This is a genomic window from Rhodococcus sp. IEGM 1305 (assembly GCF_030058635.1).
Classification (GTDB): Bacteria; Actinomycetota; Actinomycetes; order Mycobacteriales; family Mycobacteriaceae; genus Rhodococcus_F; species Rhodococcus_F opacus_D.
This window is the reverse complement of record NZ_JASHKX010000032.1, coordinates 17,746-43,830: the sequence shown is the minus strand read 5'-3', so window position 1 is coordinate 43,830 and position 26,085 is coordinate 17,746. Positions and strand designations below refer to the sequence as shown.

The window sequence follows — 26,085 nt, the reverse complement described above, 5'->3', positions numbered from 1 at the left end:
GGCAATGATGAACATGTGACGTGCAAAAGCTGGGATGAGGTCTCCGTCGGCGACGCGCTGCCCGAACTGCGCTACCCGATCACCCTCAAGACGTTGCTCCTGCAGTCGGTCGGCAATCGGGACTTCTTTCCCTACCACCACAACCGTGACTTCACCCAGAAGCTGGGGATACGAGACGCATTCGTCAACACGACGTTCTTCCAGGCCCTGTTCGGCCGCTACGTGACGGACTGGTCGGGGCCAGAATCCGCGCTCGTTTCGATGACGCTGCGCATGCGCGCCCAGCTCTGCCCCGGCGACACCGCAATCGTCACCGGCCGCGTCACCGATCGCTCCGCAGACACCACCCGCGCCCTCGTCACCGTCGACCTCGGCCTACACAACGAACACGGTCCGGTAGCGAGCTGCACGGTCGTGCTGGTGATGCCGTCGGCCGACCTAGGTCCGGTAGTGGTGCAGATGCCCCCTGCGGCCCCCGAACCGCAACGTCTCGACGGCACGCCGGAGCAGGCGATCGCCGAACTGGGCCGCCGCATCGAACGGGACGGGCCGTATCCCGTCAGCGAAGCACAGATCATGTACTGGTGCGAGATGGTCCGCGATGGCCACCCCGGCTATATCGACGGCGATTTCGCGACATCTCACGGTGGGGTCGTCGCACCGGCACAGTCGCTCATCATGTGGGCGCAACCGCGGGCAACGCAGATGGGCCTCGACTGGGATCACCCTGATGTCGACCTGCCCGATCAAGGACCGTGGCCGAAGCCGGCGGGTGGGCGACCGTTCGAATTCCGGGTGACGGGCACGACCGACATCATCGTCCAGGACGTGCACTGCGAGTTCGGTGAGCCGCTACGTCCGGGCGACCGCGTGACGGCGTCCTGCGAACTCATTTCCTGCTCGGACCTCAAGCGCACCCGGTTGGGCGACGGGTACTTCGTGACGAGCCTGGAGGTTTACCGCAATCAGCACGGCACGGTGGTGGGACACACTGTCATGACGATGCTGCAATACATGGCCGCCGCCGAGTGATCCGCAATGCAAAGGGGAACCCGGGCAGCTTCCAGGCTGCCCGGGTTCCCCTGCTCTACTGCTCTTGCGAACCGGCCACGGCGAACAGCTGTTCCATACTCGTCAGTTTGACGCGCGGACGTTGCTGTGCGACACCGAGATCGCGCTCCCACTCGTCGATGAGTGTCCAACCCCGATAGTCGGTAACAACACCACGCGCAGCCAGGTCGTCGTGGAACGACTCCGTGGGCATCGAGGGATCCGCCAGAAGCCCGGCGTCGAAATCCTCGAGGAGTTGCTGGACGGTTTCGACCGCATCCTTGCGGTTCGTGCCGATGACTCCTGACGGTCCCCGCTTGGCCCACCCCGCAACGTAGACACCAGCCGACACCCTCCCCTGCGCGTGCCGGAATAATCCGCGACCGCCCTCGTACGGCACCGTCGCGATCGGCCGTGCCACGTAGCCCGTCGCCGCGATCACGAGTGCCGTCGCGAGGGTCTCGGTAGTGTCGGTAGCGACGGCGAAGGTGGTGCCGTCTTCACGGACATGCAGTTCCGTGCGCGCGAGCGTGATTCCCTCGACCGCGGACTCTCCGACGACCTCGACGGGTGCGGCGAAGAACCTGAGGACCACTCGGATTCGCCGCCCTTCTCCACGCCGTCCGCCCAGCTCCCGATACAGGTCTGTGAGCGGTGCGTCGGGGTGGTCGGATGGCGGGCCGTATGCCCGCAGATGCTCGTCCATCCACACGTCCGCCCCGGGAATGATGACGTCGACGTCTTCCATGCTCGCCAGTTCTGTGAGCTCGGCCCGGGTGAATGCGGCTTGGGCGGGTCCCCGTCTACCGACCACGACGATCTCCGAAAACACCCGACGCGGAAAGCACATTTACTGCATGATCCGCAATGTCGGTGCGCCTCAACGCGTCGATTCGACTTGCCAGGATTCGGGTGATGTCGAGTGCGACGTTGCCGTTCCCCACGATCACGACGCGTTCGCCCGACACGTCGAGATGCCGATCCGAGTGCTCGGGGTGACCGTTGTACCACGGCACCACATCCGCAGCGGTGTGGAACCCCGGCAGTCCTTCACCTGGGATGCCCAGTGGCCGTGGGACGGGCGCGCCGGTGGCGTAGACGACCGCATGATGTCGCGCGGCGAGCGTCGTATGGTCGATATCGTCACCGATCGTCACCCCGCCGTGGAAACAAATTGACGGAGACGCGGCGATCTTGTCGAATACGCGCGTGACCGCTTTGATGTGCTGGTGGTCCGGGGCGACGCCGGCACGGACGAGTCCGTAGGGGGTCGGCAACCGATCGATCAACTCGACGTGGACCCCGGTGCCTTTCTCCCGCACCAGCTGGTCTGCGGTGTAGAAGCCGGCAGGCCCGGCGCCGACGATCGCGACGCGGAGGATGTCAGTCACGGTCGGCTCCGCGGGGAAGCGATGCAACGAATGCAGCGTCCCGGTCGGTCAGGTCCACGTCGGTGGCACCACCCGGAGCGCCGATGTCGGCGAAGAACTGCTCGTTGGCCGCCCGGAATGCGACCAGGGGGTCGGGCAGGTCGTGTTCGTTATAGATGGCGCGCTGGGGGCACACCGGAAGGCATGCAGCGCATTCGATGCACTCCTGCGGATTGATGTATGCCATCCGCCCGCCCTCGTAGATGCAGTCGACCGGGCACTCCTGCATGCAGGATTTGTCCAGGCAGTCCACACACGCCTGCGTCACCACGTATGCCATGGCACTCGTCTCCTTCTGAGGTTCAGCGGATGTCGATCGCGCGCTCGGGACAGGCGGCCGCACCCTTGCGGGCCGCTTCCTCCAACTCGGCAGCGATGTCACCGGATCCGATCTGGTTGTAGCCGAAGTCGTCGATCTGGTAGACCTCGGGCGCCGCCATGAAGCATCGCGCGTGCCCTGTGCAGGCGTCTTTGTTCACCTCGATCCTCATGCCGTCACCTCCACGCGGTCCCCGTACGTCCGCCTGTCGGGTCGCGTGACGATCCGCTCGCCCGGGGTGAAGGTCGCGCGCACGCTGGCCCATCCGGCCATCCCTGCCTGATTGGCGTTGCGGTGCGCCGCCGTTTCATCGACCAGGTAGTCCGGCATGCGCACGAGGACCTGACCGACCAGATGTTGGAGGACGTAGCGGGCGAGGTGCATCCCCGGGCAGCGGTGGATGCCGAGGCCGAAGGCGACGTGCCGGTTCGGGAATCGGTCGAGGACGACGGTGTCGGCGTGTGGGAACTCGTCCTCGTCCCAGCACGCGGACGCCTCGCTAACCAGCACCCGGTCACCGGCTTTCATTGGGCAGCCCCCGACCTCGACGTCCTGGGCGACCGTGCGGCCGTGTCCGAGGACCGGCGGGTACCGGCGCAGGAATTCGTCGACCGCAGTGCCCCACAGTTCCGGGTTTCGCCGGAGTTCCTCGCGATGGTCGGGGTGTTGGTGTAGGTGCACGAGGGTCGAGGTGGACCCGGATGCGGTGGTGTCGACGCCGCCGGCGATGAGGAGGCGCACCATCGCCTCTGCCATCTCGGCCGTCATGGGCTCGCCGTCTATCTTTTGGGCGACCAGATAGGACATGGCGTCCTCACGCGGCGCTCCATCCGCCAGTTCCCGGCGGCGGATCGCGATCTCTTCAGTGATGCGGCGCGCCTGGAATACGGCGATATCGGCGAACGCTTTCTGGGCTCGTTCCGATTCCGGCGGATAGCCCACGGCATCGTGGAAGCTTTCGCTGATCCGGCGCCAGTCTTCACTCGGGAAGCCGAGCCACTCCAGAACGACCGCTCCGATCACGGGCGATGCCAAGTCGTAGACGAGGTCGCATTCACCGCTTTCGATGACCTGGTCGATGTGCCAGTCCACCCAGTAGCGGGCGCGCGCACTGAGCGGTCCCTCCTGCACCTTCTGCAGCGACAGCACGCCGTTGAGCAGACGGCGGTAAGGCAGGAAGTCCGGCGGGTCGAGTTCTTCGGGGACCTGAATCTTGAACGGGGACGGCGGAATACTCAGGTTTGTCAGATCGGGTGTCTCGGGGTTCCGGGTCGTGGTGAACGACTTGTAGTCCTGGAACACCGTCGACACGTGCTCATGCTTGGTCACGATCCAGTAGCCGCCGTGTTCCTCCGACCACGCCACAGGGCAGGTGTTCCGCAACTCCCGGTAGGCGTCCTCCGGAGAGATTCCGTTGGCCAGGAAGTGGTGGTTGAAGTCGACGGCGCTGCGCTGCTGCTGATCAGGTTCGGTCGTCACGGGTCCTCCGCTGGGCTCGTTGTGTGCGACGGTGATTCGGCGCGGATGTACATGGCGCCCATTTTGGATCAGAATGTCTCAATACTAAGTGGCTGCCGTCACATGTCAAGCAGTCATCACCGCCCGGTCCATTGCGGGGCCCGTCGCTCGAGGAACGATCGCACCCCCTCACGGGCATCCTCCGCCGCCATCACCGGCTCCCAGGCAGAGTCTTGTTCACTCCAGCCGTCGGCGTATGTCCAGCTCGCGCTAGCCCCCGCGATTCGCTTAGTCGCCGCGACTGCCAACGGTCCGTTCCGTGCGATCCGGTCGGCGAGCCGGAGTGCCGCCTGGAATGCTTCGCCGTCCGGCACTGCCCGGGTGATGAGACCGAGGGCGGCGGCACGCTCGCCGCCGATAGGGTCGCCGGTCAGCAACATCTCCATCGCGACCGCGTACGGGATCCGGCGGGGAAGCAGCAGTGCGCCGCCCCCGCCCGCGACGAGCGACAGCTGGACCTCGGGCAGTCCGAATTTCGCGGTCGTGCCTGCGACGACGAGGTCGCAGGCGAGCATCAGCTCGAATCCGCCGGCGAGCGCCCACCCTTCCACCGCCGCAATCACAGGTTTACGCGGCGCAGACTTCGTGATTCCGCACAGCCCGCGGTCGCCGACGACCGGCCATTCCCCGCGTTGCCATGCCGCGAGATCCATCCCCGACGAGAAGCACCCGCCAGCGCCCGTGATGACGGCGACGCGCAGATCGTCGTCGGCATCGAGCTCGTCGACGGCGGCCGCCACCGCATGCGCGACAGACTCGTCGATCGCGTTCCGCACCTCGGGACGATTGATGGTGATGACCTGCACCGACTCCCTACGTTCGACCAGAACCCCAGCGGACATCAGCGCTTCACCAACTGAAGGTCGGAGCTGTTGCGATCCCAGGTCGACGGCGTGCATCCCTCGTCCCGGAGCTGGAACTTCAGCACTCGACCCACCGGATTCTTGGGCAGCGCGTCCCGGAATTCGACATATCGGGGCACCGCGAAGTACGGGACGTGGTCGATCGACCACGTACACAACTCCTCCGCCGTCAGAGTGGCGCCGGGAGTGAGGACGACAGTTACCTTGACGTCGTCCTCGGCGATCTCACTCGGGACCGAGTGCACGGCGACTTCGGCGATGTCGGGGTGGCGCAGGAACGTTGACTCCATCTCGAAGCTGGAGATGTTCTCGCCGCCCCGCCGCAGGTAGTCCTTCTTCCGGTCCGCGAAGAAGAAGTTTCCTTGCTCGTCGAAGCGCCCCAGATCGCCCGTGTGGAACCAGAGGTTGCGCATGACTGCGGCGGTGGCCTCGGGGCGATTCCAGTACCCCTCGAACATCACGTGTGGCCGTTTCGGCCGCGCCACGATCTCTCCGACCTCGCCGGGCGGCAGTTCCCGGTCCGCCTCGTCTACGATGCGGACGTCGAAGTCGTCGTTACGACGGCCGCAGGCGTCGGGCACCGGGTTCCCAGACAATGGTGCCGACACGATCATCGCGGCTTCGGAATTGCCGTAGCCGGGAGCGCCCGCCACTTCGACACCGAATCGCTCCCGCCAGGCCCGCACCATGTCCTGCCGGAACGGTGCGCCGAGGGCGATTCGCAATTTGCCGTAGCACCGCGTCATCGCATCGGTCTCGGGCATCTGGGCGATCAGGGGGATCATCACGCCGAGGAGGCTGACCATCCTCGCATCGCTGCGCTCGATCTCATCCCAAAAGCGCGACACCGAGAAGCGCGGATAGACGCTGATGGTCCCCCGGAGCATCGCGGTCGACAGGACGGACCCAGCCGCGGCATTGACGTGAAAGAGCGGCAAGGGTGTCCACAGTGTCTCGTCCGCACGGCGCGTCGACATCGCGGTGACCTGTCGAGCCAAATTGCCGGCATAGTTGTGGCTGATCATGCAGCCCTTCGCCGGTCCTGTCGTGCCCGCGGTGTAGATCAGCATCGAGAGATCAGACGGGTCGGGCGCCGAGCCCGGGTCACGGGTATCCCCGCTGTCGAGGTCGTCGAGATCCGCGACCCGTAGTCGGCTGTACCGCCCGCTGGCCGGCAGCGGCCCGCGCACGTACAGGTGCGCAACATCGGGCAGACCCTGCGATACAGCGAGAATGCGTTCGGCGTAGTCGGATTCGGCGATGACAAGCCGAGCACGCGCGTCAGCGATCTGATGCCGGAGGAATTCGCCTTTGTACGCAGTGTTGACGGGAACGCTCACGGCGCCGGCGGCATTGATCGCAAACCAGGAAGTCACGGCGTCGAGACTGTTGTCGAGGACCGTGACCACGGTGTCGCCGCCGCCGATGCCTCGGGCACGCAGTCCATTGGCCATACTCATAACCCGAGTGAAGAATGACGCGTACGTAGTGGCGTCTCCGCTGAAATCGAGAAACACGGTATCCGGCGACATCTCAGCCGCGATTCGGAGTACCCCCGTCGTCGTGACCTGTTCCCCTGTCGACCAACCGGGGGAAAATGCCGTTTGGGCCATGCAACTCTCCTTCGTCTGTCGTATCGGGGTCGGTCGCGGGACGGGCGACAGACCCTTCCATATTTTGATACGAATGGTCTCAGCGTAAGGCGGGTCACATAGTCGGTCAAGAAGCGGTAAGCAGTCGTTCTCTACGTATGACGCGGGCTGCCTTCGGCATCCATGCCACCCGGCCTCGCGAGCGCCCCCACTGCCATCGCGCCGTTAACCTTGGTCGTCAGGCGGCCCTCTGTGTCATAGACGGCTACCCGCACGAAAGCGAGGCTGCGACCAATTCGGTCGACCTGCGCGTCGAAGGCCAACGGGGCAATGTTCGGGAGATGGAACTCCGACGTCAGCGTCGCGGTGACCGGTAGTCGGTCACCCGAGATCGAACGCACGGTCACGGCCCCGAAACAATGGTCGGCCGCCGCCAGGACCAATCCGCCGTGGACTGCCCCGTTCGGATTGAGGGGCCATGGCGAGCCAGCCATGACGAACGAGGCGCGGCCGACGTCGATCCGTGTGCATTCGAGCCCAAGACAAGCGCTGACGGCCATCCCGTTGGCCCAATCCAGCCACAAGCGTTCGTCGGCGCCGGGACGCGGAGGTGTGATGGCGGTATCAAACATGAATGCATCCTAGACTTCTGTGAACGATAGTTCACACGGTTGTCACCCGAGTATGTTCGCGACCCCGGGTGCCCCCGGAACATGCCTAGCGGGCACCGGCCTACGGGGCCCATGCCCGCTACGAGGAGGGGATCCGCTCAGCTCAGGCGGCAGCCGGCTCCGGCAGAGGAAGTTCCTCGCGTCCCGTCCTCTTGGATAGAGTCACGAGCCCCAGCAGCGCCAGCGAAACCGCAGCGGTCGCCGCAGGCACACTGGCGAACATGAAGATCGCCTTCGAGCTCATGCCCGAACTAAGCATGAGCCCACCGATTGCTGGTCCGACCACCGAGCCGACACGTCCGATGCCATATGCCCATCCGATTCCGGTCGAGCGCATAGGTGACGGGTAGATCGATGCCGCAACCGCCGTGACACAGATTTGCGTGCCGATCGCGCCGAAACCAACTGCGAAGATCGCGAAGAGCATGGGCACCAGGTTCCCCAGGGTCATGGAGGTGACGAGGATGGCAACGGCGGCGAGAAGGAAGCCCGCGACCAGCATCGAGTACTTTGCGCGGACGCGGTCATAGAAGATGCCGAACAGCGAGCCACCAACCAGGCCGCCGAACGTGCACAGTGTCGACGACGCGACGGCGAGCTGGGAGTCCAGACCGGCGTTTGCGAAAACGGAGGGCAACCAGCTGAAGATGAAGAGGCTCAACAAAAGTGCGCTGAAGAAGACGCACCATAGGAGAACGGTGCTCACGGCTCTACCATCGGTGAACAACGATCGAAGTGGGGCTTTGACCGTGTCCTTCTGCGGTACGAAGAAATCGTCTTCAGGATTGACCGTGACAGTCTCGTCAATCTTGGAGAGGGACTCGATGATAATTTCCCGCGGAGCCCGAGTGGCGACGAGGAACTGGATGGACTCAGGAAGCATCCGCACTGAGATTGCCACGAGGACAACCGAGCAGAGGCCGCCTAGAACAAAGACAGACGGCCAGCCGAACGCCGGGATCATCAGCGTAGCCACGAACCCACCGATGAATCCGCCGCCGGCAAGTCCGCAGCTCACTGCGGTCACCAGCACTGTGCGCGACCGCGCCGGCGCCAACTCCGAGCCCAACGCAAGAAGGATCGATGGGACGGCGCCGAGTCCGAGGCCTGCGATGAACCGAAGTACCGCCATCTGTTCTACGTTCTGGGCGAACGCCGCAGCGAACGTGAAGAGACCGAAGAGTAGCGAGCCGGCGATCAGCATCCTCCGCCGGCCGAAGCGGTCCGCCAACGGAGCAATGAACAAAGAGCTCAAAATCATGCCGATGAGCCCGGCGAGAACCACTGGGGTAAAGGTCGACGGCGCGATTCCCCAATCCTTCGAGATTGCAGGCGTTACGAAACCTAGAGTGAGACTGTCGAATCCATCAACAAGACCCAGTGCGACAGTAAGGATCAAGGCGCGCTTCTGGGTCTTCGATATCGGCGCGTCGTCCACAATCTGCTGAACATTGTGAGTGCGTGCTGACTGCATGGGCTTTCCTTCACGGAAGGGCGCGGTGCCAGGGTGAACGGGGTGGAACAATCACCGAACCTCGCTGCTGCATGTTCGGTGCAAAGCCATGGGACGGGTGGAGCCGCGGAGTAACCGCAGAGACGCGCCTAGCCCCCGGCGCATTGCCGCAGATCAATACAAAGCATGGGCCGAAGAGTCAGCGTCATGATTTGAATCCCTGCGTTCTGCGGGAGCCGCGCCTCTCGTCTTTCTGAGCTTGCGTGTATCATTATTAAGTGACCCAGAGCACAAAGTCAACGCTTTGCCTCGGGTCATCGGACGTCGCGGGTGGAAGCGCCGCAGCCCGGAGGCCCTCTGCGACGCAGGCGCAGCATCGATGCAGCAAGTCCGCATACAGGGGCGACCGTGTCGTCGGTGCCGGTGGAGACCCATTGCGCTTCCGCACCGTCGATGTTGCGCTTTGGCAAGCCGGCCCACAAAGTGCGCCCACCAGGGAAGGCGACGCATGCCGCCGTCGCTCAGGACGCTAGATGCAGCGCCGAGGCTTGATGGCTACCGACTGGTGCGCTCGCAGCGATGCCGGGGAACTCCTGGGCACCCACTTGCCGTGACCACCGACTGATGGAGGTTGGGGCGACCGCGGCAACGAATTCCATGGCCGCACTGCGGGTCGAGGCATTCCCGCCCGCCGGCCTGACCAGCGCCGTACTACGCGCCGTTTGAATTAGCGGATCGCCGTACAGCGACCACGCTCGCCCGCGGTCAACCTTCGCCCAACCCGATGACTACTCTTCCAACCACACGTTGCATATAATTTGATTCCGCCCGTCTCAGTATATTGTGCGAGGCGATGCGCGGCCCGGACGCCACTCGCCAGGAGAGGCGTCATTTGCCCGTTCGCCCGGATCCATTCACAGGAAGTTGGAAGTCGGATGAAGTTCGATCTGGAAGGAAAGGCCATCCTGATCACTGGGGGCGCCTCCGGTATCGGCATGGCGGTCTCACGGGCCGCGGCCGAACAGGGCATGTCGATCGCTGTACTGGACGTCAACGCCGAGGCAGTTGAAAGCGCGACGACCGAACTGCGGGAACGTGGCGTACAGTGTCACGGGCTCACCGTCGACGTGTCAGACTCGGCCGCTGTGGCCTGGGCAGTCGAAGCGGCGGAAACCCAGTTGGGGTCGCTCGCGGGAATGGTCGCCTGTGCAGGCGTCTCCCAGAACACGCCGGTCGTCGATATGCCGGACGAGGAGTGGGACCGCGTTGTGAATGTCAACCTGCGGGGTGTATTCGCGACCTCCCGCGAGGTGGGTCGCCGCATGGTTGAGCGCCAGCGAGGATCGATTGTGATTATCGGGTCTACCGATAGCATCGGGGGGCACTTGAACCATTCAGCGTACGCGGCCACCAAGCATGCGGTAGCCGGATTCGCCAAAAGCGCCGCAATCGAGTGGGGCCGCGCGGGCGTTCGGGTCAACGTCGTGGCCCCCGGAGGTGTTGACACTCCATTGCTTCGCCGAGCCCATGACGACGCGTCCATCACGCGTCGCCTGTTGTATAACGTCCCCCTCGGTCGACTTTCCCAGCCCGAAGAACAGGCAAGCGCATGCATGTTCTTGCTTTCGGATGCGGCATCGTACGTCAGCGGAACGACCCTGTGCGTCGATGGTGGGCTGACAACAGGATTCTTCTACAACGACCAGGTGAGCTGATCGTGCGGAGCGCCGAGTGGACAGCACCTTTCGCGGCCCTCTTCGCCGAACACGAGCACCGTGTCGCTGTGAACACCGCCGCGAAAGCCCTCCCTGGTCCGTCCGCCGCACACGCTGACACCATGCCCGACTTCCTACCTGTGACCTCACGCTGGTCACCGCTATCGTCTCGCGACTGTTCGACTGCGCCATCGTGACGATCCCTGCTCAAGCCCCTCCCTCGGAACGGAACAGCCCATGATGACAAACCGCAGACTGGTTCCTCCGGTCGCCACCGAGCCCCATGCCCTGGATGACCTGCGTGCCGAAGTCCGTGACTTTCTCTCCGACCAACTCGCCCGACGCGAGATCTGCCGACAGGTCGACTCGTGGCTGACAGGCTGGGACGAGGACTTCACACGCGCACTGGCGGCACGCGGATGGCTTGGCATGACTGTGCCCGTCGAGTACGGCGGCCACGGTCGTAGCCACTTTGAGAGGTTCGGTGTTACCGAGGAACTCCTGGCAGCAGGGGCACCCGTCGCCGCACACTGGATCGCGGACCGGCAGATCGTACCCTCGCTGCTCAAGTACGGCACCGAGATCCAGAAGCGGAAGTATCTTCCGGCAATCGCGAACGGGCAGTGTTACTTCGGCATCGGTATGAGTGAGCCCGACTCGGGTTCGGACCTGGCGAGTGTGCGCACCAAGGCCACCCGCGTCGACGGGGGCTGGTCCGTTACCGGTGCCAAGGTGTGGACCTCCGGTGCACACAGGGCCGACACGTTCATCTGCCTCGCCCGCACCACCCCGGTCGATCCCACGCAGCGTCACAGCGGACTGAGCCAGTTCATCGTTGACCTGCGCTCCGACGGCATCGACATCCGGCCCATCATCTCAATGAACGGGCAACACCACTTCAACGAAGTTCTCCTCGACGACGTGTTCGTCGAAGATGACATGGTGTTCGGCGAGATCGGTAACGGATGGCAGCAGGTCACCTCCGAACTGAGCTTCGAACGCAGCGGTCCGGAGCGCTTCCTGTCCACGTTCACGCTGCTCGCCGAGACCGCAGAGCAGATGCGCCAGGAGACCTTGCCCCGGCACTGCGACCTGGGGCGCTACGTCGCGAGAATCGCTGGATTGCACCAGATGTCGACTGCAGTCGCAAGTGCACTCGAACGGGATGAGCCCGCCGATACCGCCGCAGCCCTGGTCAAAGTCCTTGGCACGTCCACCGAAGGCGACATCTCCGATTTCGCGGACCTACTTACCGGTGATTGCACAGCAGACCAGGTCGAATACCAAACGATGCTGAACGACGCAATAGTTCAACGCCCCGGATTTACGCTTCGCGGCGGCACCAACGAGGTCTTGCGCGGGGTAGTCGCGCGAGGATTGGGGATGCGCTGATGCCCACACCAACCACCGTCGACCAGGATCTCGTAGAGATGATGACCTCGGTATTCGCGAGCCACCGGGAACACCACGCAGCCACAATCGGCACCGCCACACTGGATACGGGACTATGGAACCAACTTAAGGATCTCGGCCTGGTCCGACTCACAGGCCGGGAAGAAAACGGCGGTAGCGGCGCCAGCTGGTTCGAAGCAGCGGAACTGCTGCGTGCCACCGCGTGGAACGGCGTCCGCGTACCTCTTCCCGAACACGACTTGCTTGCCTGCTGGTTGCTCGACGTCGCCGGACTTGCCGGCGACGAAAGACGCCGCACCGTCTGCGTGCTCGACGACAACGGAAACGCGTCCGGTGTGCCGTGGGCCGCGACGTCCGAGAAAGTGGTGACTGTGTGGCGGAATTCCGGAACCTACCGAGTTGCAGACGTCGAGACATCCGCGCTGACAGTCGCCACCGGCACAAACCTGGCGAACGAACCGCGCGACACCGTCACCGCCGACATCACGACCCTCGCGGGTACACCAGTTCCCGACGCCGTGATTGATCAACTCCGGCTGCGCGGCGCCCTTGTTCGCGGTCTGCAAGTATGCGCGGCGCTCGAACGCATCCTCGATCTGTCAATCGTCCACACCACCGAACGCGTCCAATTCGGACGGGCGCTCGCCAAGTTCCAAGCCGTACAGAACCTCGTCGCTGACATCGCCGCCGAAACCTCGCTTGCTCGTGCCGCCACCGATGCGGCCCTCACCCAGGCAGTTCGCACCGACTGGTCGGGAACGAGTCTCGAGTTTCTCATCGCCGTCGCCCGATCGTGCGCCGGCCACGCTGCGTCAGTCGTCGTCCGAAACGCCCATCAGGTTCATGGGGCGATCGGAACGACCCGCGAGCACCGCTTGCACGAGTTCACGAACTCTGCCCTGGCGTGGCGTTCGGAATTCGGCTCCGTCCACCATTGGGACGACACGCTCACCACCGCCGCCGTTACCGCCGGCCGCAAAGACCTCTGGGGACTCATCACCGGATGACGGCACCCCAGGTCCTACCGCCCAGATCTGCCGAAAGATCTCCGTGGTCAGGCAATGTGTTTCGACACGCTCATTATGGCACCCCTTCCAACACTGCACCGGTGCCCTAGATCGCAAGCCGGCAGCTTCTACAGCTGATCAGATCCCCCACCGACACACAGACCGAATTCGGCGCTGCCCCGGGCACGAGAACTACGTTGTCTACCTCTGTGCCTCCAATCGATACTCACCTACCTCGTGACGCGAGAGGCGCAGGACACAGACCACACCCGTGCCTACCCGCGTCGACCACCACCCAGAGAAAAGGACAGACAATGGCTGACCTCGAATACACCGTCGAGAACGGCATCGGAACCATCCTCCTCAACCGTCCACAACGCAAGAACGCCTTCACCCTCGACATGCTCGATCAGTGGGCTGAGGCCCTGAGGTCAGCTCGCATCGACCCGGGTGTCCGCGTCGTCCGCGTCACCGGGACCGGCGGCGCGTTTTGCGCGGGCGTCGACCTCGACGACTTCGCCGAAATCACCTCGACCCTTGGTCGCCAAGAGGTTCTGCACAACCGCGTCCACCGTGTCGCCGCAGCGGCAATGGAACTTGACAAGCCCCTCATCGCCGCAGTCGACGGGGTCGCCGTCGGCGCCGGCATGGATATGGCCCTTGCCTGCGACATCCGCCTCGCCTCCACCCGCGCACGGTTCTCCGAAGCCTACGTTCGCGTCGGCCTCATCCCTGGTGACGGCGGCGCCCACCTGCTTCCCCGCATCGTCGGGCAGGCCCGGGCACTCGAACTGCTGTGGACGGGACGTTTCGTCGAGGCAGAGGAAGCCCTCGACCTCGGAATCGTTCTGTCGCTGCACAGTCCCGACGACCTCTCCGCCGCAGTCGACGACCTCTGCCGGCGTCTGGCTGACGGGCCTCCCGTCGCCATCCGTGCGATCAAACGCCTTGTTCGCAACGGCGAACGAGCCGACTTCATGACCTCGCTGTCGATGGTCGCCGCCGAACAGGCGGTCGTCCAGTCAACGCGAGACTCCGCAGAAGCAGCCGCGGCCTTCCACAGCAAGAGAACGCCCACATTCGTCGGCGAATAGCCTCTCGCCTCAAAACCGTTTCTTATGAAGGGGCAGGGAGTCGCCCGAGAGGAGGACAGGGGCCGATCCGGGGCGCGTTCTAGCCGGGCCCACCGGACAGAACTACGACATCCGGACCCTCTCCCGTGACACCGACGTGCAGCATCGCCCCCGTCATCGGCCGGCACCAGCATCGATCGCATTCCACCCACCTTGGCCTTCAGTGAAAGAGGTGTCGATTTCACCGCTCGACTTTGCTGTCGCCACTGTCAGCACACGTCGGGTCGGGAATCTGGGAACAGTCACGTTGATCGAAAGAATCAGCGGCGCTCCATATTGGTTTGGAGCACACGGCGGCGTAACACCTATGGGGTTGTGCACGTTTCAGGCGGCAACACCGCTCGCGGTAACTTTCCACCAGACCGTGAATCGGCCGGCCATCTCGGTGCGCCACTCGGGCGCGGTCAGTCGGTACCGGCGGGGCCGGAAATGCGGTGTGATCGAGCTGAAAGGGGACAGGAATCGTTGCGCGTGCGCGGACCGATTTGAGGCGTTTCATCGCCCGCCTCCGCTATCGGGTCGGCTGATGGGAATTCTCGGCCCGGTTGTTCAACGACTTGGATCTGCGATGCTCGGCCAAGGCCAGCGAATCGCGGTGGGCGATGCTGTAGCTGGTCAGCTTGTCGGTAACGATCACCCGAGGCACATATTGCATACCCTTGAGCAGCTTACGGAAGAATCGATTGGCGGCGTTGCCGTTTCGGCGCGACTGGATCAGCACGTCCAGCACGCTGCCGTGCTGGTCAACCGCCCGCCACAGGTAGTGCTGGCTGCCGTTGATGCGGATGAAGACCTCGTCGAGGTACCACTTGTCACCGGGCCGCGCCCGCGGTCGGCCCAGCTGGTTGGCGTATGTCTGCCCGAACTTGGCGCACCACCGCCGGATCGTCTCGTAGCTGACAGGACACCGCGTTCTAGCATCATCTCCTCGACTTCGCGGAAGCTGAGCGGGAACCAGAAGTACAAACACATGCAGTGGTTGATGATCTCCACCGGGTAGCGGTGGCCCTTGTACGACGGAATTGCTGTCGTCACGCCACCGCTCCTCCCAGTTCGCCAAACTCGCCAACGTGACAGTGCCCCGAACAGACTCTGATGCAACGATTCCGAAAAGTTGGCATCAACATCCAAGCCATCCGCAACGCCGTACTGCACGACCTGACCAAAGAAATCGACGCCGCATCCCTCGCGGCCCTACTCGGCTACACCCCCAACACCATGAACATCCACGCTGCCCGCGCGGCAATCCCAATGGGCAGCTACCCCGCGATCAAAGCAACCCAAACGATGAGCGAGTTCCCATCCAGGAGATCTCGACAGAAGTTGATAAGGCCCTTATCCAATCGACTGCTCCGTATTTCATCAGATGCATCATCGGCTTCATGCAGGAAACCGTGGGAGGTCTGCTCCTCGGCGGGCGAGTAGAGGCTACTCGAATGTCGACCTGAATTTCGGTAGTGCGTGTCCGTTTTCGAGGAACGGGCTACGGAATTCGGGCGCTGCCCGCACCCACGTATTTCAGGTGGTGAACCTCGTCGAGGACCTTGACCACCTCGGCGAAGGTGCCCGGGTCGGTCAGTACGTCATTGGATTCGGCGATGGTGAGTGCGGCCGAGTCGAGGGTTCCGCGGTCCAGCAGCATCAGGGCGAGTTCGGCGGGGTTGTTTCGGCAGCGGTAGATCACCCCGTCGACGCTGGGGTCGGCGTCGAGGATCTGATGGCGGGTGGTGCGGGACCAGGTGTAGGCGCCACGGTCACAGCCCACCAACGTCCCCGATAGGTTCAGCGATCGCAGGCCGCCGTCCAGGAGGGAGGCGACGATGATCTCGCGGCCGAGGACCACGCGGGTGTGGGTCTTGCCGGCGAGCCGTTTCCGGCGCACGATCCCCGACCGGGGAATGGGGATGTCGCGCAGGATGCCTTCCGCGACGGCACCGGCCAGGGACAGTGCCACGTACAGGTACCCGCCGTGAGAGTCGTCGATCGGCTCAAACCGACCCTGCAACGGTCACCGAGTATGCGGATCCCTTTGGCATTGAACGAGTTCGGCGGGTAGGAGGAGCCGGTACCGGAGATCCGGTGCAGGGCAGTGCCCGCGGGGATCACCCTGGTCTGCGGGGGTCGACCGTTGTAGCGCTCGCTCACCGGTGTCAGTCCATGCCCATCTGCTCGGCCGCCACCATCAACTCCACCTCGGCCTCGGTCAGCGTGTGCGCGGCAAGGCGGTCCACCGGTCGTTGGTCACCGATCAATGGGTTCTCGGTGAACCACCAGTCCAAGGTCCCCCACGGGTCGAGGTCGCACTCCATCAGCCGGTTCGCGTGCTCGGCGACCGGGCGGATCTGTTTACGCTCGCGGTCGAACTGGAACAGCGGATACCGGTACTGGTTGCCGACCTTCAGCCCGAGGAGTTGACGGGTCTTCCGTTTGGCGTTGGCCAGGGCCCGATTCACATTCCCGGACGGGGAGAGGATCTCGGAGACCTCCGTCGAGGAGATCGTGTCGCCCGACAGTGACAGCGGGGACGCGTAGGTAAGGTTGCCCGTCGCGGTCTCCAGTTCGACCGTGCCGCGTCTATATGACTCGGTGTCCGCTGTGACGGTCGGGGCCGGATCGGCGAGACCGCGTACCGAACGCGGTGCCCGGTCACCCGCGCCGCCCCTGGTGAGGGCGGCGCGGGTGGCACGGGGTAGCCGCTGCAGTTGGATGGTGACCACGTCGGCGTCGCTGGTGTCGAACAATGCCCGCATCACCACACCGCCGGTGTCGGCGAGATCGGCGGCGTCCAATGCGGTGCGGAACGCGTCGGTGAGCCAGTGCAAGTCCAGCCCCGTGGCCCGTAGATCGAACCGAAGCTCGAAATCCACCTCGATGCCGCCGTCCCGCGACGTCGCCTCGAACGACGAGACCACGCTCGCGATCTCTCGCTGCCACTCAGCGGTGCTCTTCGGGCGTTCCCGGACCGCGCCGCCGGCTCCCCGGCCACCGACAATCGAGTGCGGCGCGACGCGGTTCCCCGCACGAACAGACATCGACGGGCCGTGGGGGGAACGTCCGGAGGCGACAACGCCGCGGCGGGGCGAGTGAATGCCCGCCGCCTTGGACACCACCCGACCGGTCACCGCACTCCGATTCACCGTCCGCCCGCGCTCAGGCTGTGCGTGGACGCTGTCTTTCCTCATGACGTGCTCCCACCGAAACTACGTTCTTTACGATATTGATAAGTGTAAGTATCGTAAGGTCAGCTGTCCAGTGTGGAGCAATGGCCGGGACCACACCACCTGAGGATTCCGTCGCACAATCGAACGAGAAGCCGACGCATCCTGCCGGAGGTGAACAATGCGCCCCGACGAAACGGTACCGGTACCCACACCCGTGCGGTGGCGCCTGCGGCCGTGGAGCCGCAACCACCTGATGCGCAGCGACCGCGTCGAGGCCACCCTGGTCCTGCTCGCCTCGATACTGGTCCTGCTCATGGTTCCCGTCGCCACCGCGTTCGGCACCTCAACGCACACCCGACTGCAGCACCAAACCGAGGCACTGCGCGCCGACGTGCACCAGGTGCCGGCCGTCCTGCTCGAGGACAGCTATCCCGCACCCGACACCACCGAATACTCGCTGCGCGCCAACGGCACCCGGGACACGGCCCGCGCCCGGTGGCCGACATCCCACGGGGACCGCACCGCCGCAGTGCCCACCCATAACCCGGCGAAGGCCGGTCAGACGGTCACCATCAGCGTCGACGCCGACGGCAACCTCACCGGCCCCCTCCCCAGCACCCGGGACAACACCGTGGTGGCGGTGACCGCTGGATGCGGAGTCTGGGCACTCGCCGCCGGTGCCATCGCCTTCCCCACCGTCCTCGCACACCTACTGTTGAATCGACACCGCTTGCGGCACTGGGCACACGAGTGGAAACAGTTCGACAAGCCACCGAGATAATCCTCGATATCGGCCGGATATCCGCGAGGGAGGCGGGGCGCCGCACCGCCCACACCGCCCGCGAGTGGTCTACTCATTGTGATGACCGCACGGATCACCGAACCGGAGGTCGGTCTCAGCTTTCGTCCGGTGCAACAAGTTCGATGTCACCATCGTCGGCGAACACCAGAGTGCCGTCATCCGTCGCGACGGCCCACCGGCGCACGGGCGCCCACTCGTGACGGGCACCAGTACCCACTTCTGCGGCGTAGTCGTCGACCACCACACCGGACACCCACGCCGAACGAGCACCGCCGGCCCGGACTCGGACCCGTGCCCCCGGCACGATCGGGCCACGATTCTCCTTCGGCGTGTCGGCCATGGAAATGATTGTGACATCCCCACCCCAGTGGCGCCGACCGAGCACAACCCCCGCCGGGATGAGTGACAACGTGAGACAAAGTCCCAGCCCCACGAAGACGGCAGAGCGTACCTCAGCCCGCTTCCTGCACCACCGCGCCCCGCCTGCGATGCGGCGCGCCCGGCGACCGTGACCCCCGAGCTGTGCCCGCGTCCGGTCGGTGCGCCGGGTGTCCCCGCGGTCAGCGTGGCTCGCAGTTCCCGCACCCGGAGCCCGGACAACTCGTCGAAAGAGTGTGCCTGCACCTCGCAGGACCGCAGAGCATCCACAAGCTCGGGTTCGTCGTCGACGAACGCCGACAACCACCGCCCCATCGCCCGGCAATGGCTGGTCTTGACCTCGACGGCCGGACGATGATCACCACGAGACCGACACAGCAGTGCGTCCGGACGGAAAGCCGTTCCCGCCGAGTCACATCCGGGTCTGCTCCGCGTACAAGACGGGCCGTCGAATACACCACCACGAACCCCAACACCGCTGCCACCTCCACCAGATCCCGGCCGTGCTCGACCACTGCCGCCCGTCCGACATGTCGAAGAACCGCTGCCACCTCCTGCCGACGGCTCCCACCCGTGTCACCGGCGGTCAGCAGGTGTGCGAATGCCGACAGGTCCCCCAGGTCATCAGCGGCGACCTGGGGGTGCCCGGACGGAAGTCGGACCAATTGTCCAACCTGGCCTGCCCTAGCCGCAGCAAGCTGGTCCATTGGTATGAATAACTCAGAGGCATTGGCAATTGAGGCGCAAGAAACGCTACCGTTCGTGACCAGTGACCTGAGTCACTCCACAAACTTCCGTGATCGGCACAGCCCCGCCGGCACGGCGCAGGAGGCGAACGTGAAAATCAAGGATGCTGTGCCCGGCACGGAGGCGACGGAGTCGACCCGAAATGGGTCCTCCCGCGCCCAGATCTTGTCCATGCCCTGGCCGTGGTACCTCGTCCTCGTCGGGGTCGGTCTGGGTGCTGTCTACACCGGCACGCTCCCGGAGAACATCTTCGGTGGTCTGGCCATCGCGATGATCATCGGCTGCGGCCTGTTCTGGATCGGGGACCGCACCCCGGCATTGTCCGCGATCGGAGGCGGGCCGCTGTTGTGCGTCTTCGCGCCGGCCCTGGCCGTGTACTTCGGAGTGGTTCCGGAGAGCTTCTCGGACATCGTCAAGAACTGGTTCACCGGGTACGGATTCGTCGAGATCCTGGTGGCGTCGATCATCGCCGGCAGCATCCTCGGGATGGACCGCCGATTCCTGATCAAGGCAGGTGGCCGGTTCTGCGCGGTGATTGTGGTGGCATTCGCGCTGGTGGTCACCATCATCGGGACGATCGCCGCAGCAACCGGTTTCGGATTCAAGACCGCAATCCTCGACGTCACGATCCCGATCATGGCCGGCGGCATCTCCGGGGGTGCGATCCCGCTGTCGCAGATGTACGCCGACACGATCGGTGGTGACGCCCAGCAGTACATGTCCAGCATCGTGCCGCCGATCATCTGCGCGAACCTGCTGTGCATCGTGCTGGCATCGGTCTATGCCAACCTGACCCGTCGACGCACCAAGCTGTTCGTCGGCTTCAACGGCCACGGTGAGATGCTGCGGATCAAGGCCACCCCGGAGCAGGTCGCCGCGCTGACCGACAAGCGTCCGCTGACGATCAGCGGCCTCGGCACCGGCCTGCTGATGACCGGTGCCATCTACCTCGTCGGCGCGATGCTGCAGGCCGCGGTTCCGCCGGTGCACCTCTACGCCTGGGTCATCCTGCTCACCGCGGCGATCAAGCTGTCGGGTGTGCTGCCGCAGGAGGTCGAGGAGTCGACGACCGAGTGGTACCAATTCGTGGCCAAGCTGTGGGTGCCGGCAGCGTTGGTCGGCATCGGGGTATCCCTGATCGACATAGAGCAGATCGCCGAACTCGTTTCCCGCCCTGCCTATCTCGCATTCACCGTCGCCACCGTGCTGACCACCGCGTTGACCGCCGGGTTCGTGGGTTGGCTGCTGAAGTTGTACTTCGTGGAGTCCTCGATCACCGCCGGCCTGTGCATGACCGACCTCGGCGGGTCCGGCGACATCGCCACCCTTGGCACCACCCGGCGCATGCACCTGTTGCCGTTCGCGCAGATCACCTCGCGCCTCGGCGGCGGGCTGGTACTGCTGTCGGCTTCGGGTTTCCTGGCCTACTTCTACGGCTGATTTCTGCGGTCTGCCGATGTCGTCGGCGCGAACGTATTCGATGAGGAGAAAGAAAACACATGGGTAAGACGCTGGCCGAGAAGGTCTGGGACAGACACATAGTTTACCGAGGGGAGGGCGAACCGGACCTGCTCTACATCGACATGCACCTGCTCCACGAGGTGAATACACCGCAGGCGTTCGACGGTCTCCGGGCGAGAGGTCGCACGGTGCGGCGCCCGGACCTGACGCTGGGCACCGAGGACCACAACACCCCGACCGTGGCCGTGGACAAGGAGATCGTCGACCCCGCGGCCCGCGAACAGGTGTCGCTGATGCGCAAGAACTGCGCCGAGTTCGGGATCGAGTTGTTCCGCCTCGGTGAGGAGCATCAGGGCATCGTGCACGTCATCGGTCCCGAACTCGGCCTGTCCCATCCGGGTTCGACGATCGTGTGCTGTGATTCGCACACCGCCACCCAGGGCGCGTTCGGGGCGCTGGCGTTCGGGATCGGTACCAGTCAGGTCGAGCACGTGCTGGCGACGCAGACCCTGCCGATGGGACGGCTGAAGAACATGGCGGTAACCGTGAACGGATCGCTGCCCGAGGGAGTGACGGCCAAGGATCTGATCCTGGCGATCATCGCCCGCGTCGGCACCGCGGGCGGGCAGGGCCACATCATCGAATACCGCGGCCAGGCCATCGAGGAGCTGTCGATGGAGGGCCGGATGACGGTGTGCAACATGTCCGTCGAGGCCGGATCCAGGGCAGGGATGATCGCCCCGGACGAGAAGACCTTCGAGTATCTGCACGGTCGTCCCGCCGCCCCGACCGGGGCCGCATGGGACGCCGAAGTGGCGTACTGGCGCACCCTGTTCAGCGACGACGACGCCGTCTTCGACAAGGAAGTCGTCATCGACGCCGCCACCCTGACCCCGTTCGTGTCCTGGGGCACCACGCCCGCGCAGGCAGGTCCGCTCGGTGATCCGGTCCCGCATCCGGACCAGTTTCCCGACCCGGTCGAGCGGGCCGCCGTGCAGCGCGCCCAGGCCTACATGGACATCACCCCCGGACGCCCGGTCCGCGGGCTCCCGGTCGATGTCGTGTTCATCGGATCATGCACCAACAGCCGCATCGAGGACCTGCGGGAAGTCGCACGCGTCCTCGACGGAAGGAAGGTCGCACCCGGGGTCGAGTTGATGATCGTGCCCGGATCGATGAAAGTGCGTCAGCAAGCGATCGACGAAGGCCTGAACGAGGTGTTCGAGGCCGCCGGGGCGGGACTGCGGTTCGCCGGGTGCTCGATGTGCGCGGCTCTGAACGAGGACCGCCTCACACCCGGTCAACGGGCCGCATCGACGAATAACCGCAACTTCGAGGGCCGCCAGGGCAAGGGCTCGCGCACCCACATCGTCTCGCCAGCGGTTGCCGCCGCGACCGCGGTGGCCGGCCACCTGGCCGCACCCGCCGACTTGAACTGACTCCCCCACCGTTTTCGAATCGAGGACCATCGTGCAACCGTTCACCGTGCACACCGGCGTCGCCGCACCCCTGCGGCGCACCGACGTCGACACCGACCAGATCATCCCCGTCCGCTTCCTCACCCACAGCTCCCGGACCGGGTTCTCCGACAAGCTCTTCCACGACTGGCGCGAAGAGCCCGACTTCGTCCTCAACGACCCCGCGTACGCCGGATCGACCATCCTGATCGCCGGCCGGGACTTCGGCACCGGATCGTCGCGGGAATACGCGGTATGGGCGTTGCAGAACTACGGATTCCGGGCTGTGATCGCGCCACGGTTCGGGGACATCTTCCGCGGCAACGCCCTCACCAACGGCCTACTCACCGTGGTGTTGCCGACCGAGATCATCGAGCAACTCTGGTTACTGCTCGAGGCCGACCAGGGCCACCAGGTCACCATCGACCTCGTCGAACGGCGGGTGCGGGCGGGTGAGATCACCGCGGCGTTTGAACTCGACGACAACACCCGGTGGCGGTTGCTCGAGGGACTCGATCACATCGACCTGACCCTCACTCACGCCGCCACGATCAGCGACTTCGAGCATCAGCGGCGCCCCGCACTGCCGGCTACCACCCTGCTTCGCTGACCACAGCGATTCGTTGACCACAGTGTTGGACGGGCCGAGACCCTCAGGGCGTCTCGGTCCGCTTCTTTTCCAGCAACGGCACGATCCGCGGGGCGATACGGCGGCTGAGTACCAGTTCCGACTGGGTACGCAGGACCCCCTCGGTGGCGATCATCTCCTGCAGCACCCGCTCGAAGTCTTCGTGATCCTTGGCCACCACCCGGCACAGCAGATCACCCTTTCCGGCAACGGAATTGACCTCGAGCACCTCAGGGATGGTGGCCAGATGCTGACAGGTGGCGTCCATCATCGACTGCGCGATGTCCAGGTGCACGAACGCCAGGATGGAGTACCCGAGCGCGGTCGGTTGCATCTGCGGGCGGTAACTGGTGATCACCCCCTCGCGGGAGAACTTGTCGAGCCGCGACTGCACAGTGCCGCGCGCGACGTTGAGGCGGCGGGCGTACTCACGCACCCCGGCCTTGGGTTCCTCGACGATCAGCTTCAACAGATCGAGATCCAACTTGTCCAAGGGAGTGGTCAACTGCATCGCCCCATTGTGCCCGCTACAACGCTCAGACAGAACCGGACCGGACCGATTGCTCAAACTTTGATTCCAGTCAACTACCACTAGCCCACCGGGGGCAGATTCCTACACCGCCCCCCTATTTTGAAGAATGGAGAACTCGATGTCCCAGCAAGCCTCTCCGGTCTCGCCGGCCCTCCACCGCCAGGCGCCTGTCACGGCCGTCCAGCGCGATCGTGCCGCGCTGTTGACGTCCCTGTCGCAGGTTTCCGATGTCTCCTGCGCGGTCGCCGACGCACTCGACCAGCTGGGTGTCGGTGCCGCGGTCGGTGCCGGTACCCTCGCACCCCTGCGCCGAGGGCAGCGGATCTGCGGGCCAGCGGTGACGTTGCGGTACCGGCAACTGACCGGCGACGTCGCCTACAACAGGGCGGACGGACTCGGTACCCGCCTCGGCGACCGAGACCTCTACAGCAGCGCCCGCCCCGGTGACGTGGCAGTGTTCGACTGCCCCGCCCCCGCCGACACCGCGGTCGTGGGTGCGCTGTCGGCGCAATGGGCACTGCTGGCCGGACTCGCCGGGTGCATTGTCGGTGGCGCGGTGCGTGATTCGGTATCCATCGTCGACAGCGGCCTGCCGGTCTGGTCGGTGGCCCGAGCCCCGCAGGCCGCCCGGTTCCGCTACGCCACCGAATCGATCGGCGAACCGGTCCGGCTGGCCGGACGCCTGATCCACCCGGGCGACATCATCGTCGCCGATGACGACGGGGTCGCCGTCATCCCGGCCGACCGCATGTTCGACGTGGTGAAGATCTGCGTGGAAGCCGACCGGGTCGAGCACGAACTGCTCGCCCAGTTGCGGTCGAGCGACTCGATCGCCGACCTGATGGGCAAGCTGCGGCAACGACCGGTCAGGGTGTTCGACCGCTGACCCGCGGCCGACTCTCAGCACCGCGGAAGGTAGTTGTCGACATTGCGGAGTTTGACGTCCTCGTAGCCGCGCACCAGATCCGCGGCCTCCGCGGCGGCGACCGACGTCTCGTACGTGCTCGCATCCAGCGCACGCGCCAATCCCAGCACCATCTGCTCGTACTGGGCGACGAGGCGTCGTTCGAGCCCCCGCACCAGGGCGTATCCGAACGGATCCCACCGCGTGCCCCGCAGCCGCTTACCCTTCGCCAGCACACGGAGTGCAGCGTGGCTGCGGGGGCCGAGACCGACTTATTCTTCCGGCCCAACGCCTCGAGGACCGGGGGATGCAGCTTGTAAGTGAGGTTGCCGCCGCCGGGCACCTCGGCTCGCACGGCCTCGCGGAAGGCGGGGTCGGTGAGCATGCGGGCGACCTCGTATTCGTCCTTGTAGGCCATCAGCTGATATTCATCGTTGGCGGGGGCTGCGCTTGGCTGTCCCCCAAGACAACCCACGCCGCCACTGGCAGCCACAGATGCTCTCGGCCCGCGACTTCCGGCCGACGGTGTCACTCACGAAACAGCTGCAGCTGTGGTCACCCCTCGGGGGGCGCGGCCCCTCAGTGGTTTTTCCACCGCCCAGGGTCGGTCTACCCGGCGGATCCTGGCGTGCTCGGGTCGGCAGTGAGGTCGTCGGTGTTGGCGAAGACCAGGCGACCGTCGTCGAGGGCGACAGCCCACCGATGCACCGGAGCACAGGCGTGCCCGCGCTCCTCGGTGTCGGTCAGCTCGGCGTAGTCCTCGACGATCCGACCGGTCTGCGCCGATTCGGACGGCCGGCGCACCAGCACCCGTGCGCCCGCGCCGAGCGGACCGGGTTCGGGTCTCGGACTGTGATCCTTCTTCTCGGACATCGGTCTGCGCCTTCCCGTCGGGCTACACGCCGCGGCTGCCGGCGTGCTCTCCCTGACCTCCGCCAAGGTCGGCGGACTGACGGGCGTGTTCATCTCGGTCACCACCGTCCCCGCCGCGGGGAACATCGCGCTCGGGGCGGCGTTCGGAGTCGGCTCGGCGATCTGGGGCAGCACCCTGCAGCTACTGCTGAACCTGACCGGGATGGCACTGGCCGGATGGGCCACGCTCAGTCTGCAGCAGGCGGTGTGGTCACGGATCTCGGTGCGCCGCGCCAAGGCCCTCACCCGCCCACACCGCATGCTCTAACCCACCCCCGCTCCGGCCCGCCCGCCCGCGCCTGCTAATTCCCACCCCGCGCCGGCATACCGCCGCCGTCCGAGTCACCATCGCCCGCCACCAACGGCGGATGAATCCACGAGGGCGTGATCCTTCTGGGCCAGCAACGGGCACGATTCCACCAACGCAGCCCACGCCCCCAGAGCACCGGCCCGGCCTGAACCCTGTCACCACCGCCTGGGCAGGTCGCTCACGCTGTGGCGATGCCCAGCGTGAGCATGTCGAGCTGCCGCACACGCTGGGGTGACGCACCGGAAGTAGGTGACCGCCGACGCCGCCGAACGCGCGGAAAGCGAGCACTGGGCGACGATGTGAACGTCCCGGCCGAACGTCTCCGGGCGGAGGTTCCGGCGCTGCAGGAGCAACCGTTCGAGGCGCGTCGGATGGCCGACCCACTGATTGCCCGGTACCCCGCTGTCGGTGACCGGAAGGACGCCTCGGCGAGGTGACTACCGGGCATCTGCCGACACGACGTTCGCCGCGCTCGGTGTCCGTGAACCACTGGTGAAAGCACTCGCCGACAAGAAGCAGCCGCTGAGGCGCTGCACCTTAAGGACTCCGTCCTGTCGATTGCAGAGTGGGTTCGCGGAGCGGCCAGCGAATCCCGTGGCTCCGCCGTCGAATGTCGGTGCCGCAGGCTA

General features: G+C 65.1%; 26 protein-coding genes and 2 pseudogenes. 12 read left to right on the top strand and 16 right to left on the bottom strand.

Annotated features, from left to right (window positions below):
• Positions 1-15: 15 nt before the first annotated feature.
• Complete coding sequence (locus QM693_RS29540; protein WP_283354102.1) at positions 16-1,032, top strand: MaoC family dehydratase; 1,017 nt, start codon at positions 16-18, stop codon at positions 1,030-1,032.
• Positions 1,033-1,087: 55 nt separating this feature from the next.
• Here QM693_RS29540 and QM693_RS29535 read toward each other — a convergent pair whose 3' ends face one another.
• The 9 genes from QM693_RS29535 to QM693_RS29495 form a co-directional block, all read right to left on the bottom strand.
• The gene (locus QM693_RS29535) at positions 1,088-1,864 is read right to left on the bottom strand and encodes a ferredoxin--NADP reductase domain-containing protein (RefSeq protein ID WP_283354101.1); all 777 of its coding nucleotides are present in this window, start codon (positions 1,862-1,864) and stop codon (positions 1,088-1,090) included.
• Positions 1,854-2,441: an FAD-dependent oxidoreductase gene (locus QM693_RS29530; protein ID WP_283354100.1), complete on the bottom strand. Its 588-nt coding sequence runs from the start codon at positions 2,439-2,441 to the stop codon at positions 1,854-1,856. Before QM693_RS29530 ends, QM693_RS29535 begins: the two co-directional genes overlap by 11 nt.
• Complete coding sequence (gene fdxA / locus QM693_RS29525; protein ID WP_283354099.1) at positions 2,434-2,760, bottom strand: ferredoxin; 327 nt, start codon at positions 2,758-2,760, stop codon at positions 2,434-2,436. Before fdxA ends, QM693_RS29530 begins: the two co-directional genes overlap by 8 nt.
• Before the next feature lie 22 nt (positions 2,761-2,782).
• Complete coding sequence (locus QM693_RS29520; protein WP_283354098.1) at positions 2,783-2,971, bottom strand: ferredoxin; 189 nt, start codon at positions 2,969-2,971, stop codon at positions 2,783-2,785.
• Entirely contained in the window at positions 2,968-4,278 is a 1,311-nt protein-coding gene (locus QM693_RS29515; protein WP_283354097.1) for a cytochrome P450, read from the bottom strand. The genes QM693_RS29520 and QM693_RS29515 overlap by 4 nt, the downstream gene beginning before the upstream one ends.
• Positions 4,279-4,394: 116 nt before the next feature.
• Positions 4,395-5,159: a crotonase/enoyl-CoA hydratase family protein gene (locus QM693_RS29510; protein ID WP_283354096.1), complete on the bottom strand. Its 765-nt coding sequence runs from the start codon at positions 5,157-5,159 to the stop codon at positions 4,395-4,397.
• Positions 5,159-6,793 carry an AMP-binding protein gene (locus QM693_RS29505; RefSeq protein WP_283354095.1) on the bottom strand — a complete coding sequence of 545 codons (1,635 nt, stop codon included), beginning with the start codon at positions 6,791-6,793 and terminating at the stop codon, positions 5,159-5,161. Before QM693_RS29505 ends, QM693_RS29510 begins: the two co-directional genes overlap by 1 nt.
• A 131-nt stretch (positions 6,794-6,924) precedes the next feature.
• Positions 6,925-7,404 (bottom strand): PaaI family thioesterase, encoded by a 480-nt coding sequence (locus QM693_RS29500; RefSeq protein ID WP_283354094.1) that lies wholly within the window; start codon positions 7,402-7,404, stop codon positions 6,925-6,927.
• 142 nt (positions 7,405-7,546) lie between these two features.
• On the bottom strand, positions 7,547-8,917 hold the full coding sequence (locus QM693_RS29495; protein ID WP_283354093.1) for an MFS transporter: 1,371 nt from the start codon (positions 8,915-8,917) through the stop codon (positions 7,547-7,549).
• Positions 8,918-9,831: 914 nt separating this feature from the next.
• On the opposite strand from QM693_RS29495, the gene QM693_RS29490 reads away from it, so the two are divergent.
• The 4 genes from QM693_RS29490 (at position 9,832) to QM693_RS29475 (ending at position 14,125) form a co-directional block, all read left to right on the top strand.
• Positions 9,832-10,611: an SDR family NAD(P)-dependent oxidoreductase gene (locus QM693_RS29490; RefSeq protein ID WP_283354092.1), complete on the top strand. Its 780-nt coding sequence runs from the start codon at positions 9,832-9,834 to the stop codon at positions 10,609-10,611.
• A gap of 240 nt (positions 10,612-10,851) precedes the next feature.
• Positions 10,852-12,003, top strand: a complete 1,152-nt coding sequence (locus tag QM693_RS29485; RefSeq protein WP_283354091.1) for an acyl-CoA dehydrogenase family protein — start codon at positions 10,852-10,854, stop codon at positions 12,001-12,003.
• A complete protein-coding gene (locus QM693_RS29480) occupies positions 12,003-13,031 on the top strand; it encodes an acyl-CoA dehydrogenase family protein (RefSeq protein ID WP_283354090.1) in 1,029 nt (342 codons plus the stop codon). The genes QM693_RS29485 and QM693_RS29480 overlap by 1 nt, the downstream gene beginning before the upstream one ends.
• A 314-nt stretch (positions 13,032-13,345) precedes the next feature.
• Positions 13,346-14,125: an enoyl-CoA hydratase/isomerase family protein gene (locus QM693_RS29475; RefSeq protein WP_283354089.1), complete on the top strand. Its 780-nt coding sequence runs from the start codon at positions 13,346-13,348 to the stop codon at positions 14,123-14,125.
• A 363-nt stretch (positions 14,126-14,488) separates the two neighbouring features.
• On the opposite strand, the pseudogene QM693_RS29470 reads toward QM693_RS29475, so the two are convergent.
• From QM693_RS29470 to QM693_RS29460, 3 genes and pseudogenes are all read right to left on the bottom strand, one after another.
• Positions 14,489-15,199, bottom strand: a pseudogene (locus QM693_RS29470) (IS6 family transposase).
• Positions 15,200-15,647: 448 nt separating this feature from the next.
• On the bottom strand, positions 15,648-16,118 hold the full coding sequence (locus tag QM693_RS29465) for a hypothetical protein (protein ID WP_283354088.1): 471 nt from the start codon (positions 16,116-16,118) through the stop codon (positions 15,648-15,650).
• Positions 16,119-16,314: 196 nt separating this feature from the next.
• A complete protein-coding gene (locus QM693_RS29460) occupies positions 16,315-17,196 on the bottom strand; it encodes a hypothetical protein (protein ID WP_283354087.1) in 882 nt (293 codons plus the stop codon).
• Positions 17,197-17,503: 307 nt separating this feature from the next.
• Here QM693_RS29460 and QM693_RS29455 point away from each other — a divergent pair, with 307 nt between their 5' ends.
• Positions 17,504-18,106, top strand: coding sequence for an Rv1733c family protein (locus QM693_RS29455; RefSeq protein WP_283354086.1), 603 nt, complete (start codon positions 17,504-17,506; stop codon positions 18,104-18,106).
• 115 nt (positions 18,107-18,221) lie between these two features.
• On the opposite strand, the gene QM693_RS29450 is transcribed toward QM693_RS29455, so the two are convergent.
• Positions 18,222-18,467: a hypothetical protein gene (locus QM693_RS29450; protein ID WP_283354085.1), complete on the bottom strand. Its 246-nt coding sequence runs from the start codon at positions 18,465-18,467 to the stop codon at positions 18,222-18,224.
• An 875-nt stretch (positions 18,468-19,342) separates the two neighbouring features.
• Here QM693_RS29450 and QM693_RS29445 point away from each other — a divergent pair.
• Genes QM693_RS29445 through leuD form a run of 3 tightly spaced genes read left to right on the top strand, consistent with a single transcriptional unit; the run spans position 19,343 to position 22,780 of the window.
• On the top strand, positions 19,343-20,692 hold the full coding sequence (locus QM693_RS29445) for a 2-hydroxycarboxylate transporter family protein (RefSeq protein ID WP_283354084.1): 1,350 nt from the start codon (positions 19,343-19,345) through the stop codon (positions 20,690-20,692).
• A 59-nt stretch (positions 20,693-20,751) separates the two neighbouring features.
• Complete coding sequence (leuC, locus tag QM693_RS29440; protein ID WP_283354083.1) at positions 20,752-22,152, top strand: 3-isopropylmalate dehydratase large subunit; 1,401 nt, start codon at positions 20,752-20,754, stop codon at positions 22,150-22,152.
• Between the two features lie 31 nt (positions 22,153-22,183).
• Positions 22,184-22,780, top strand: a complete 597-nt coding sequence (gene leuD, locus QM693_RS29435; protein ID WP_283331831.1) for a 3-isopropylmalate dehydratase small subunit — start codon at positions 22,184-22,186, stop codon at positions 22,778-22,780.
• A 43-nt stretch (positions 22,781-22,823) separates the two neighbouring features.
• Here leuD and QM693_RS29430 read toward each other — a convergent pair whose 3' ends face one another.
• Complete coding sequence (locus tag QM693_RS29430; protein ID WP_283331832.1) at positions 22,824-23,309, bottom strand: Lrp/AsnC family transcriptional regulator; 486 nt, start codon at positions 23,307-23,309, stop codon at positions 22,824-22,826.
• Between the two features lie 139 nt (positions 23,310-23,448).
• On the opposite strand from QM693_RS29430, the gene QM693_RS29425 reads away from it, so the two are divergent.
• Positions 23,449-24,216: an RraA family protein gene (locus QM693_RS29425; RefSeq protein ID WP_283331833.1), complete on the top strand. Its 768-nt coding sequence runs from the start codon at positions 23,449-23,451 to the stop codon at positions 24,214-24,216.
• Between the two features lie 14 nt (positions 24,217-24,230).
• Here QM693_RS29425 and QM693_RS29420 read toward each other — a convergent pair.
• Both QM693_RS29420 and QM693_RS29415 read right to left on the bottom strand, forming a co-directional pair.
• A pseudogene (locus QM693_RS29420) lies at positions 24,231-24,685 on the bottom strand (DUF6537 domain-containing protein); the annotation flags it as partial.
• Positions 24,686-24,843: 158 nt separating this feature from the next.
• Entirely contained in the window at positions 24,844-25,107 is a 264-nt protein-coding gene (locus QM693_RS29415) for a hypothetical protein (protein WP_283354082.1), read from the bottom strand.
• A 43-nt stretch (positions 25,108-25,150) separates the two neighbouring features.
• Here QM693_RS29415 and QM693_RS29410 point away from each other — a divergent pair, with 43 nt between their 5' ends.
• Both QM693_RS29410 and QM693_RS29405 read left to right on the top strand, forming a co-directional pair.
• Positions 25,151-25,414: a DUF389 domain-containing protein gene (locus tag QM693_RS29410; RefSeq protein ID WP_283331835.1), complete on the top strand. Its 264-nt coding sequence runs from the start codon at positions 25,151-25,153 to the stop codon at positions 25,412-25,414.
• 233 nt (positions 25,415-25,647) lie between these two features.
• Positions 25,648-25,893 (top strand): hypothetical protein, encoded by a 246-nt coding sequence (locus tag QM693_RS29405; RefSeq protein WP_283354081.1) that lies wholly within the window; start codon positions 25,648-25,650, stop codon positions 25,891-25,893.
• Positions 25,894-26,085 lie beyond the last annotated feature (192 nt).